Genomic DNA, 13,063 nt, shown 5'->3' on the forward strand with positions numbered 1-13,063 from the left:
CATGTAGGGTAGTCTACTTGCTGCTTGCTTTAGCACGTTCCTGATAGGCCTTGTTATATTCCTCGATAATCTTCATATAGTTGGCATCCGACTTCAACTGTTTCACAAAGTTATCCCAGGCTTCGATCGGTTCTTTGCCCATGATTACTTTTACCTTCAAATCAATAATTTTTTTCGTATAATCGGCTCCAAGCTTTTGATTCGTTTCTGACACAAGGCCAATCGAAGGATCCGCAATGCTTATTTTCAGGCGCTCGTCGACAATCTTTTTGTTGCGTTCTAATACATCTTTTGGCATTCCCGTTCGGTAAGCCCACAAATATTTGTCATATCGTTCGAAAATTTTACCGAAGGAGCTCTGCGCGACGCTGTCCTTTGTCGCCTGCTCAGTTGTTACTTTAAATCCGTCCTGTACTGTGTAGTGTACACCCTCAAACCCGTAGCAGGCCAGCAAAAATCCTTCCTCGGACGCTCCGTAATCCATCAGCGCAAGGATTTTCTTCACCTTGTCCTCGGGAACCTTTTTCGGAATCAGGAACAGCCCGGAATAACCCGAAGTTTGGAAAGCAACATTGCCGAACGGGCCTTTTAAACTGGTGAAAGGAAGGAAATCCGCCTTCGGGTTCGTTTTAACCAATTCAGCCGTCGAACGCCAGATGCCCTCTACTGTATCTGTATGCAAGCCTGCCTTCCCCGCTTTTGCCATATCCTCCGTTTGCGATCCTTTCATCGCAGCGAAATCTTCGGGAATCAGCTTTTCCTTGTACAGCCTATTCAACCAGATCAGCGCGTCATGTGTACCCGGTTCGAGTTCGGTGTTGATCAGCTTGCCATCCTGTACCTTCCATTTACCGTTACTGCCATTCAGCACATTTTGCACAAAATTGTATTCATTCATCGTATAGCCAAGCGTGTTTGGTTTACCGTCCCCATCAGGGTCATTGAGCGTAAACGCTTTCAGTGCCCCGTACAATTCATCTAACGTTTCCGGCATTTTCAAATTCAGCTTGTCCAACCAATCCTTACGGATGGATGGCAGCGAGTTTCCTCCTTCAAGCGGACGCACGGAAGGGATGATGAAGTTTTTTCCGTTGATTCTCGTCTTCTCCCATACTTCCTTGGGATACTCCATCAAATGCGGGTATTCCTTCAGATAAGGCGTCAAATCCCAAAATGCCCCATGATCGACCATCTGACGCATAAGCGGGTTGATTAAATCGCTGACTTTCATCAGATCCGGTATTTCCCCCGAGGCCAGCACCGTATTCTGCTTTTCCCCGTAATTATTTGGTGATACCCATGTAATTGACAACTTCGTGTTCGTGCGTTTCTCAAATTCCTTCAGTACCGGATTATCGGCACTTGGTGCCTCTGTCGTATTAAATTCGGTAAGAATGCTGATTTCAGTAGGCTTTTCCTTAGCTCCAGCTTTATCAGCTTTTGCCGCCGTCCCCCCGTCTATCTTGTCACCACCGCAGGCAGTAAGCAGTGCCGCAATCAGACAGACGGCAGTAGTCGCCTTTACGTTCTTGCGAAACCATGGTTCGTGTTGAAACATGTGTAAAATCCTCCCTTTTCGATGAATTCTATATTTTATTTTGAAGTGAGCACTTTTTGTTTGAACCCACCTGTCAGCCTTTCACGGAACCTAGCATGACGCCTTTGGCAAAATGCTTTTGCAGAAACGGATATACAAGCACAATCGGAGTGATGGCAATTACGACTGCAGCCATTTTTAAAGTTTCCGTTGGAATGGTCTGCTCCGCCATCATTTCTGCTGCAGCCGATCCCCCAGCCGACGTGGAGGAATTGATCAGCATATTGTTCAGCACCAACTGAAGCGGCCACTTTGTATTATCGTTGATGAACAATACGGCATTAAAAAACGTGTTCCAGTAAGCCACCGCGTAGAACAGGCCGAATGCGGCCAGCGACGGAAGTGAAAGTGGCAGAACAATACGGACGAATATCCCGATATCATAACAGCCGTCTATCGCTGCCGATTCTTCCAGCTCCACTGGAATATTATCGAAAAAGCTTTTCATTAGAATGACATTCCATCCGCTTGCAAGTGCCGGTAAAATCAGCGCCCAAATGCTGTCGATCAAGCCCAGATTGCGGATCAGCATATAGTGGGGAATGATCCCTGGATTAAACAAAATCGTGATAAGAATCAGCAGCATAATCACCCGTCGGCCTAGCAAACGCTTTCTCGACAGACCATATGCCAAAGCAGAAGTAACGATCAAGCTGAGTACGGTGCCTACAGTTGCAAGAAATACACTGACACCCGTAGCATTAATAAATGTTCGAGTGGACAGCAAATACTTATATGCGGATAACGTCCAATGGTGTGGGAACAAAACCAAGCCCTGCTTGAGAATATATTCTGATGGATCCGTGAACGAGACAACGAACACGTAATAAAGTGGAAACAGCGCTAACAGTCCAACAATGGAAAGCAGCGTTACATTTCCCGCATCGAACAACCGGGAACCAAGACTTTCTTTCATCGTTTTCACCCCCTAATCTAAAGCTAATCACAGGTCCACCACTTTAGGATCAATAGACTCCTTCTTCTCCCAAACGCTTGGCTATCCGATTGGACACAATGACAAGAACCAGGCCTATGACAGACTTGAAGAGCCCTACGGCCGTGCTGTAGCTGAATTGACCACTCTGAATTCCCATCCTGTACACGTAGGTCTCGAATACGTCAGCCACTTCCGATACGGCCCCATTCATCATCAGGAATACCTGTTCAAAACCGACATCCATAACATGACCGAGACGCAAAATCAAAAGAATAAGAATGACACTGCGAATCGCTGGCAATGTAATATGCCAAACCTGCCTAAGACGATTGGCTCCGTCAATCTTAGCAGCCTCGAACTGCTGCGGGTCGACCCCGGCAATAGCGGCGAGGAAAATGATCGTCCCCCACCCTGTATCCTTCCAGATCGACTGCGCAGTCAACAGCCACCAGAACATGTCGGAGTTCGTAAGAAAATCAACTTTATCCTCTCCATACGATGCAAGGAGCAGGTTGACGATCCCTGACGTCTGAGAGAACAGCAGGAAAGTGATGCCCGCAATGATGACCCATGATAAAAAATGCGGCAAATACACTATCGACTGGAGTATCCTTTTAAACACCACATTCCGGACTTCGTTCAACAGTAAAGAGAAAATGATCGGCATCGGAAAAAAGAATAACAGACTCATGAGGCTGATCATCGTCGTATTGCGCAATAATTTAACGAAATCCGGATTAGAAAAAAGCCTGTTAAAATGCTCGAACCCCACCCACTTGCTCTGCACTACTCCCAAATAAGGGGAATAGTCCTGAAAAGCGATGACAATACCCCACATCGGAACATATTTGAAGAGGATGAAAAATACGAGTCCCGGTAACATAAGCAGATACAGAAACTTGTCCCGCCTCAGGCCGTGCCACAAAGATTTGCGTTTGCCTTTCTCCTTAAATCCGGTGGCTCCTCGCTGTGAATACATCCTAATCGTATTTACCTCCTTCACGAACTGTTCGCCTCCTCAATTAACTCATTCAATATTCAATGATTATTACGCATACGATAATGTCTTGGGTTACCTTTAGTATAGGGAGCGAACCACCGCTCGAAAATGTGTAATACTGACCTAATTGTAATTATTTTGACTATTTTCGATTGCAGCTTAGATTTGCACAAAAGAAAACTAAAAAAGCTGACGCCGATTGAGTACCGACGACAGCTCGCTGCCTGCTCATCCTTTTATTTTAGAGTATCCAAGAATCCTCTTGTACATCGTTTTATTCTTCAAAGTGTTAAAAATACTCATATCAGGTTCAGTATTAATCTCCAGAATCCATGGCTTCAGTTTGGAATCAATTGCTATATCAACACCGAAAGCTCGCTTCCTTCTATAACTTTTACCAAGGACATGACTTGCTTTTTTACTCAATAATTCCATATTTTTAATATATTTGATCCTAGAGTCTCCTTTAAGATGTGATTTGAGTAACTTGTCTATTGGCAAAGGAGTGCCTCCAGAATGATAATTAGTTACTATTTTTTTTGGCTTCGCTAACCTTCCAATAATACCTGTCGGGATCAATATATTATTGCTGTTCTTTTGCACCATAACTCTGATATCAAATCCTCGTTTGTTATGTTTTAGCAAATCAATCCCTTTCTGGACTACATACTTTTCTTTAGTGAGTAATATATGAAGTGAACGATATAAAGTATCAATTGAATTGAAATATCTAGTGGCAGTCCCACTTCTTAACGAATACCCTTTTTTAGTTTTTGTTATTTTATATATCCCATGACCTCCGGTACCCTCATCAGGTTTTAAATAAAGTGATTCGTATAATCTTATCATAGTTTTTATATTGGATTTAGAGGCTATTCGAGTATCAGGCAGGAAAGTGTTTATAGCATTAAATCTTTTCATGAAATTATGTTTCCCTAATTTACCCATCTTGTACTTAACCTTTTTCACATAATCAACCTCCCTACATCTTCGCCAGATTATTTTATGTGCACAAATAATTTATGGTACAGGCTGATAAGAAAATAGGCTTATTTCTCTTCTTACTGTATCAAATTCTTCATCGCAACACGGGGGAACTGATTTTGAGATTGACCATATTTACCAAAAAACCCCATCACGATTGATCGAATTGCGACCAAACGTGATGGGATTTTTAATATCCATTACACTTATTATAAAAGGACACCGCAGAGCCCTACCAGTCTCTTACAGATCCATCAAATCCATTCAGTTTGGGCAATACTCTTGTAGGCTTTTGCGGAATGGAAGCGGCGATCTCTTCGTTAAACTCCACTCCCAGTCCAGGACCAACGGGCGGGTAGGCATAGCCGTCCACTATTTTTGGCCATGGTGTTACTACGTCCGTCGGCTTTGCGGAATCAACCCAGAATCCTTCCATAAGTGTAATGTTAGGAATTGCCAAAGAAATGTGTACACTTGCGGAGGTCCCGAGTGGTCCCCAATTATTGTGCGGGACAACATTAATATTATATACTTCAGCAAATGCGGCAATTTTTTTTATTTCCGTAATGCCGCCGCACCAGCATACATCGGGTCGCAAATAATCGACATGACCGTCAACTACAAATTCACGGAAATCATACTTGTTATGTCCGCGTTCTCCGGTTGCCAACGGGATGTTCGTATGCTGCCTGTACCTCACCAACGCTTGGGGATTTTCGTGACGAATGGGATCTTCAATGTAAAGAGGTTTAAACTTCGCAACACCTTCTGCAAGCATTACAGCAAAATCAGGGTCATAGCGCCCGTGGCATTCAAGAATGAGGTCAACATCGTCGCCAACCGCAGCACGAATGGCTTCCGTATATTCAATTTGCTGTCTAACCGCCCGCTTGTGATCATGCAAGTCAATATCGTCGGTATCGTGAAAGCCGCGATAGCGAATAGCAGTTACTCCTTTTGCTGCAAGCCTCTTGGCATTTGCGGCTATTTCTTCCGCAGAATTACCTATGATATGTCCGTATAATCTCACCTTTTCCCGCGCTAACCCTCCAAGTAATTGATACACGGGCACATTTAGCGCTTTACCCTTAATATCCCACAAAGCCATATCGATAGCAGAAATTGCAGATCCCGTCACTGGACCACCTCTCGCAAATAGACGACGGAAGCAAGCCTGCCATAAATATTCGATACGATGCGGATCTTCCCCGAGGATATACGGTTTTAATTCCTCCACCATGCCGATAACTGCTAGAGGAGTAAAATTCGAACCTTCACCGTAGCCGGTAATCCCTTCATCCGTCTCAATTTTGACAAATACACCATTCGCCCGGATACATGTAACATTTATAATTTTCATGCCATTCTACCTCCTGTTTTTGCATTACTGATTTTCTTCCCTATCCCTTGATGGAGCCCAGCATAACGCCTTTGGCAAAATATTTTTGCAAAAACGGATACACGATAAGAATTGGAAGCATAGCTACTACAACGGCAGCCATCCGAATCGTTTCCTGCGGAATCATTTTATCCTCTGCGGAGCCCGCTGCGGCAATCCCCGACGATTCTGAATCGATGACGAGGGTTTTGACCAGTACCTGTAGCGTCCATTTTTTCGCATCCGTCAAATAAATCAATGCATTAAAATATGTATTCCAGTGTGACACCGCAAAAAATAGCGTAAACGTGGCAATCGCCGGCATGGAAAGGGGGAGCACAATACGTAAAAACACCATCAAATCATTGCATCCATCAATTCTTGCCGCATCCTCCAGTTCTTCGGGAAGGGCATCCATAAAGCTTTTCACCACAATCAACGTCCATGCATTCGTCAAACTGCTTAAGATCAGCGCCCAATACGAATTAAGCAGCCCTAACTCTTTCACTAACAAATAGTTAGGGACAATTCCAGCATTGAACAACAAGGTGAATATAACGCATCCGAGCATGAAATTCCTTCCAATCACATGCTTTTTGGTCAACGCATAGGCAAGAGTGAACGTAAAAACCAGGTTAAGCGCCGTACCGACGACAGTGACGAACATCGTGCTTTTCAGCGAATTCATAAAACTGTTAGTTGACAAAATGTACTTGTATGAAGCCAGTGAAAAGTCCTGCGGAAACAAATAAAATTTGAATGGAATATAGGTAGCTGGATCCGTCAGGGATACACTGAACACATAGATAAAAGGAAATATACTGGTGAGGGATATGATCAAAAGAAGTGTGTAGTTTACATAATCAAATAACGTTAAATTTTTCTTATGCACAAAACTCATGGATTCTCCCCACCTTTCTTAATAAATACCTTCATAACCTAATTTCTTGACAATATAATTAGCTGATACCACGAAAACCAATCCTACCAGCCCTTTAAATAATCCGATAGAAACACCGATGCTGAACTTGCCTCGCAAAATCCCCTGTGTATACGCGTAGGTGTCAAAAACCTCGCCTACTTCCCTTACAAGCGGATTCATCATTAACAAAATTTGTTCAAAACCGACATCGGCCATATGACCCAGTCGCAAAATCAGCAGCACTACAATGGTGGGGCGGATCGCCGGCAGTGTAATATGCCAAATCTGGCGAAAGCGTGAAGCACCGTCAACCACCGCTGCTTCATAGCGTTGTGGATCGACGCCTGCAATAGCCGCAAGGAAAATAATCGTTCCCCAGCCTGCTTCCTTCCAAATGGTTTGTCCTGTGATCAAACCCCAAAAAAATTGAGATTGAGTTAAGAACGGAATGGGTGCTATCCCAAACGAAGTGAACAGTTTATTGACAATTCCGATATCTGTCGACAAGATGAAAAATGTCATGCTGGCTATAATAACCCAAGATAAAAAATGCGGCATATATACAATCGATTGATTGATCTTTTTAAAAAACTCATGCCTGACTTCATTTACCATCAAAGCCAGGAAAATAGGAATCGGAAAATAAAAAATGAGACCGAACAAATTAATGAGTAAAGTATTGCGAAGCATACGATAAAAATTGGCATCATTCAGTAAATCCGTAAAATGCTTTAAACCGACCCATTGGCTACCCATCAGGCCTTTAAACGGGTTGTATTCTTGAAAAGCAAGCAGCAGTCCCCACATCGGTACGAATTTGAATAAAAAAAGAAAAAGAAAACCCGGCATCGCCAACAAATAAATATATCTCCCTTTAATAATTTGCCTCCATAGCCGGCTCGAAGAATATCGGCTTAGGATTCCGGACATTGATGCAACGGAAGGAACTTCAGTCGAATGCTTCATGAGATATTAGAACTCCTTTCTGATAGTCGGGGGATAGAGAATACAAGTTGCCATTCAGCGATGCTTGATTCGAAACTGGCCTGGTGTCAGATGGATGTACCGATGAAAAACACGACTAAGATTTCGCTCCGTATATCCAATACTTGCCGCAATTTCTTGAAGAGTGCAATCGGATTCCAGAAGCATCCTTTGTGCCTCCTCCATCTTGCAGTTCGTTACGTATTCTACAAACGAAATCCCCATTATTTTCTTAAATAACCGGCTGACATATGGCGGAGTCATAGAAAGCATCTCCGAGCATTGTGTTAACGAAATGTCGCACTGGACGTTTTCTCTAATATATTGGCATACACGCATAATATCGGACTTGCCCTTAGCTAGTTGATTCAGATCGTTTTGAGCGGTTATTCTTTGGATCAGGGGGAAGCACACATCCGTAAACCAATCACATATTTCTGTGGATGTCTTTCTCTCCATCAATTGATCAAACAAGTTGTTCTCCAATACAGTAAAGATACTGCCTCCCTGACTTTCCACAGACTGAATAAGGGAAGCCAAAAGAAGATGATAAGATTGATAAGTAATCATATGAGATTGGGAAAGACGGGCAGTTTGAGAAAATGATTTTAACGCCTGCTTTGCCGCTCCAGCATCCTTAGACAGGAGTGCTGAAACCATCGATTCTACATGTTGATGCGGATAGAGTGATACCATCTTTCTTTGTGGATTTTCCAAATCCTCAATGTAAAGCACAGGATTGGAATCATCAATCAAACGGTACTCAAGGGCTAATAAGGCCTCTTGGTAAGACACCGGTACATCAAAAATATGGGTGCAAACGGTACCCATTCCAATAGAAACTTTGAACTTCAGGAATCGATTCAATGCATTGCATACGGCAATTGCATATTTGTGGGACTCCTTAGCCAGCAGCGACATGTCCGTACAACTAACAACAGCAATACCGTTTCCCTTATTTAGGTTAAAGGTATAGCCGCTCAATGATTTATACTCTTCCAGCAGTTCTTCCATTACGTTGGTTATGGCAAACCCAATTATTGCTTTGTCCTCTGGCAGGAACCGCTTTTCTTTATGAACATTTTCCAACTCAACAACCAATACGATGTAGTTTCCGGAGACAGAGATGCCCAAATCAGAGCACTCCTTCTGCAACAAGCTTTGATCCGCGTAACCTTTTTCCAAAAGCTTGTGAAAAAAACGTTCACGCAAATTCGGTTCCATTTTCCTTAAATAAGTAGATAACGATTTCGTTTCTCGGTTTAAATAGTTAAGACATTCTTTGATGTAAGTAATTTCATTTGGATTATGATTTGGTTCCGTCCCAAGACTTAAATCTCGGCCCTGTTTCAATAATTGTTGAATCGGACTATATACCCGCATAGAGTTGAAAAATGTTAATAACACCGCGACAAGGATTAAGATCAAAACGGCACATATCGTCATCCAGCGGATCCAACCCAATTGTTTGGCAAATGCCTCCTTCGGGATCAAGGAAATATAAATACGTCCCGAGGTAGTTTTTTGATAAGAGTAGAGTGTCTCACTCCCATTCGGGCCTGTGGCAAGGAACATGTCCGATAGCTTTTGATCTTCCACAACTCGTTTTATATTTTGATCGTGGTGCTCGTCTGTATCCAGACTACTTTTTCCCTGAGAATGGAATAAAGTCAGGCCTTTGGCATCCGTCACAAGTAATGATTTATCAGTAAATGAAAAAAAACTGTCGTTCATGTAACTTTTCAGCTTATCGACACGAATGTGAATGATCAATCTATCCATACCTTTAGCAGCGCTCATCAACGGCAGTCTTCGAACAAAAGTAATGTATCCGCTTTTTTCAGATCGCGGCAGATACAGCCATTGAGCTTCCGGGGAATCCATGCTTAATACGGACTCGATATCTTCAATGTAGGGATAATTCGTAATAGGTATTTGCCCGTAATATACCGAATTCAGCATTTTATTGCCTTCTTGATATAGCAGAATTTCCCCGATGAAGTCATTTGTGTTTTTTTTTCGGTCCAATGCAGCGAGCATCTGTTTGTTGATGAGATAATCATTTCCATTACGATAGCCAGAAAGGAAATCTACAATTGAAGGGTCCAAGGCTAATTGGAACGATTCCAGCTCAATCGCGGCCAATAAGGAATCGATTCGATCCGACACAAATTTCAGCAAACACGGCTTTCCTCTTCGGTCTTTTGGTAAGCTTCCTTGACCGCAATTTGATAGTAACCCATTCCCGCCAAGATGATCGGTATACATGCCGAAATCATCCCCAACCAGATGAGGCGGTAGAAAAAATGACCTCGCATATCAGACCAAGCAGAAATGATCCCAGACCATCTCCTACGCAACCATATTGCCATTAGGAACCCTCCAAACTACGTTGAAACCTAGCAAGTCAGCTATACCTTCGGCAAATGCACATTACAGGGAACTAAGGGTATACTCGGCTTTATCCAGCCAATCGGGATGAATGGTTACACCCCATCCAGGTTCATCAGGAATGCTCACTTCTCCATCTCTGATTGCAAAAGGATCTGAAGTATACAGACCATTCAACCACTTTGTTTCCTCAATGCTGTATTCCATAAAAGGCCCTCCGTTAGGGAGTGCACCCAGTAAATGCATCGTAAACAAGGTCACCATGGAATGGTTGGCCGCATGTGGTGTGCAGGGCAACCCTGCTTCTTCAGCCATCCTAGCCACACTCAGCGCCCTGCTGATTCCGCCCAAATAACAGATATCCGGCTGTACGATATCGACTGCTTTCATCTGGATCATCCTTCTGAATTGCGCCAAATCGCAATCCTGTTCGCCGCCAGATACCGGAACCGTTAACGCTGCAGCCACCTCTGCTGTCCATTCCAATTCGGGATAGGGGCATGGTTCTTCAAAGTGGCCTACATTGTACTGCTCCAGCATGCGGCCGACTTCAATCGCCCTTTTGGGTGTGTAACCGCTGTTTGCATCCACCAGCAGAATCGTATCATCTCCAATTGCTTTACGAACAGTAGGTACAATTGCTTCTGTACGACCTGGCCAGCGATCGACATCGTTGCCGAAATTGTCGGCAATCCGAATTTTAAATGCCCGTATTCCATATTTATCCTGTAATCGGACCAATCGATCGGCTTCATCCTCGGGTTTAATGTTACGGCTCATGCTGGAACCGTAAACCGATAATCGGCGTGGCTTTCCACCCAGAAGCTCACACACGCTCTTGCCTTCCCGTTTACCACGGAGATCCCATAGAGCTGTGTCCACGCCTCCGACAGCGCGGCATATATATGAACCTGGGAATTTATGCTCGCCGATTACGATTCGTTCAGCCAAGCTTGCAATATCGTCTGAATCGGCTCCTAATACATATGGAGCGATTTGCCGGTGCAGCACTTTGGCGGAGAGATCTGAATGATAAGATGCTACTTGACCATATCCCTCCAACCCATCTTCGGTTCGTACACGAACGATACCGACCGATTGCGAGATAAATGTTTCAATACTTTTTATTTTACTCATATTTTCCGTCCTCCTCGGCATGATCTACTAGTTTCATTTATGCACTGGAAGCATAAAGCTAACTGTATGCGCTTTCAAGCTGGTTTCTGGCAGTTAGCCTTATGCTGATTACACGTTTATTTTCCTTTATTTGCTGCAAATTCTTTCTCTGATTTAGTGAATTCCTGGAAAGCCTTTTTCATCTCGGGCAAATTTCTTAATTGTTCTTGATAAGCCCTGAAATCGTTTATTGAGATTTTACCGATGATAGCCTGAACCGTTTTAGTATCAAATTCATCCTGATATTTCGGCCAGATATCATTGAACGTATCAGATATTAGGTAGCTGAATGGGTCCAACTTCCCCTTTTCCGTCCAGTCTTTTACCAGGCTTTCCGTTTCTTTATTGAATTCTGGCGGTGCGTTTACGTTTCTGATTTTAAAGCCGGGGTCATAAGTCAAGACCCAAGGATCATAGCTGGAAATGACCATTTCTTTACTTCCAAGCTCGGTCATCTTGGGATAGCCGTTCACCATAGTGTAATGGATACCTTCAACACCGTATTCACCGAATTTCAGGAATTCAGCCGTAGCCGTAGACTCATAAAAGTCAAGAATACGCTTTAGCTTTTCCTCTGGAACCTTTTTAGAAATGAACATCCCTGGTGCAAAATTTGACCGTAAATTAATCGCATAGCCTTTAGGACCCTTTAGTACTGCGGATCTAACAAGAGCATTCGGATCGATTTTTCTATTCGATTCCGTGTACTGCCAGTCAGCTCTGACAACATATCCCAAGGAGGCGGCTTTACCAGAGCCAATCAGATCCAGAGACTGCGGCTCTTTCATCGTAGAGAATTCCTTGGGCAGCAGCCCGTCAGCATACAATCCCCGGAACCATTCCACCATATCGGCATACTGCGGCGTTAGTAATCCGCGGATAAGCCCTCCATCTTTATCGTATGTTGGGTCGTAGACACCAAAGCCAGGCATAAATACGTCTCTTGCCCCACCTAATACCCCGTGAGTGGTTAATCCAATGGGATTTTGTCCAGTCGGATTGGCTTTGACAATCGCTTGTAAAGCAGCCTTATACTCATCCAGCGTCGTCGGCATCGGGATTTTCAAATTGTCCAACCAATCCTTACGCATCAACAGGCTGGAATGGACCTGTGATCTCATCCGGGGCAGAGTGTAAATTTTTCCATTTACTCTGTTATAATCGAATACCCCGGTCTCTTTGTTTTTTTTCAAATTTGGATATTTGCTAAAATCGCCTAAAAAAGGTGTTAGATCCCAAAACATTCCATTCTCAATTGCTTTGTAAAAAGTAGGTACGTTGTAGCCTACCCCCAAAACAACTTCTGGAATATCTCCCGTTGCCAACATGAGCTCTAATTTCTGCTGATAATTAGCACTCGGTATCCACTGAATATCCAAATCCACATTGGTTTTTTTCTTAAATTCCTTCCAAAAACTGTTGTTCATATCCGGAAGCTCGTTATACAGCCCCCATGCCATACTGATTTTTAATGGCTCGTCTTTCTTATCTTTCTGATTCGTGTTTCCAATCGCTGCCGGCGCAGACCCTTCTTGGGAACATGCTGCAAGCAAAGAGATGGATAACCCTAAGGGCAATAATGCAGACACTATTTTATTCCGTTTCACACTCATTTTTCCCCCCTTTAATTTGCGGCAGGAGTAGATTAAACCGCTTTCATAAAAATAATGCATATCCGTTTGGATAGAAACAGA

At 43.4% G+C, this 13,063-nt stretch carries 11 protein-coding genes; all 11 read right to left on the minus strand.

Features of this window, described 5'->3' with window-relative positions; all coding sequences use genetic code 11:
* Positions 1–13 precede the first annotated feature (13 nt).
* Positions 14–1,558: an extracellular solute-binding protein gene (locus OB236_RS38675; RefSeq protein ID WP_262688780.1), complete on the minus strand. Its 1,545-nt coding sequence runs from the start codon at positions 1,556–1,558 to the stop codon at positions 14–16.
* A gap of 73 nt (positions 1,559–1,631) precedes the next feature.
* Positions 1,632–2,513 carry a carbohydrate ABC transporter permease gene (locus OB236_RS38680; protein WP_076230267.1) on the minus strand — a complete coding sequence of 294 codons (882 nt, stop codon included), beginning with the start codon at positions 2,511–2,513 and terminating at the stop codon, positions 1,632–1,634.
* 49 nt (positions 2,514–2,562) lie between these two features.
* Positions 2,563–3,537 (minus strand): ABC transporter permease, encoded by a 975-nt coding sequence (locus OB236_RS38685; RefSeq protein WP_317259424.1) that lies wholly within the window; start codon positions 3,535–3,537, stop codon positions 2,563–2,565.
* 225 nt (positions 3,538–3,762) lie between these two features.
* Positions 3,763–4,503: a YheC/YheD family protein gene (locus OB236_RS38690; protein ID WP_262688781.1), complete on the minus strand. Its 741-nt coding sequence runs from the start codon at positions 4,501–4,503 to the stop codon at positions 3,763–3,765.
* A 247-nt stretch (positions 4,504–4,750) separates the two neighbouring features.
* Positions 4,751–5,878: a galactonate dehydratase gene (gene dgoD, locus OB236_RS38695; RefSeq protein WP_262688782.1), complete on the minus strand. Its 1,128-nt coding sequence runs from the start codon at positions 5,876–5,878 to the stop codon at positions 4,751–4,753.
* 40 nt (positions 5,879–5,918) lie between these two features.
* Positions 5,919–6,797 carry a carbohydrate ABC transporter permease gene (locus tag OB236_RS38700; protein WP_076230265.1) on the minus strand — a complete coding sequence of 293 codons (879 nt, stop codon included), beginning with the start codon at positions 6,795–6,797 and terminating at the stop codon, positions 5,919–5,921.
* Between the two features lie 18 nt (positions 6,798–6,815).
* Positions 6,816–7,784: an ABC transporter permease gene (locus OB236_RS38705; RefSeq protein WP_262688783.1), complete on the minus strand. Its 969-nt coding sequence runs from the start codon at positions 7,782–7,784 to the stop codon at positions 6,816–6,818.
* 54 nt (positions 7,785–7,838) lie between these two features.
* Positions 7,839–9,983, minus strand: a complete 2,145-nt coding sequence (locus OB236_RS38710) for a helix-turn-helix domain-containing protein (protein ID WP_262688784.1) — start codon at positions 9,981–9,983, stop codon at positions 7,839–7,841.
* Entirely contained in the window at positions 9,977–10,174 is a 198-nt protein-coding gene (locus OB236_RS38715; RefSeq protein WP_262688785.1) for a hypothetical protein, read from the minus strand. The genes OB236_RS38710 and OB236_RS38715 overlap by 7 nt, the downstream gene beginning before the upstream one ends.
* Positions 10,175–10,235: 61 nt before the next feature.
* A complete protein-coding gene (locus OB236_RS38720) occupies positions 10,236–11,330 on the minus strand; it encodes a mandelate racemase/muconate lactonizing enzyme family protein (RefSeq protein WP_262688786.1) in 1,095 nt (364 codons plus the stop codon).
* A gap of 116 nt (positions 11,331–11,446) precedes the next feature.
* The gene (locus tag OB236_RS38725; RefSeq protein ID WP_076230261.1) at positions 11,447–12,982 is read right to left on the minus strand and encodes an extracellular solute-binding protein; all 1,536 of its coding nucleotides are present in this window, start codon (positions 12,980–12,982) and stop codon (positions 11,447–11,449) included.
* Between the last annotated feature and the right edge of the window lie 81 nt (positions 12,983–13,063).

The organism is Paenibacillus baimaensis, from assembly GCF_025567575.1.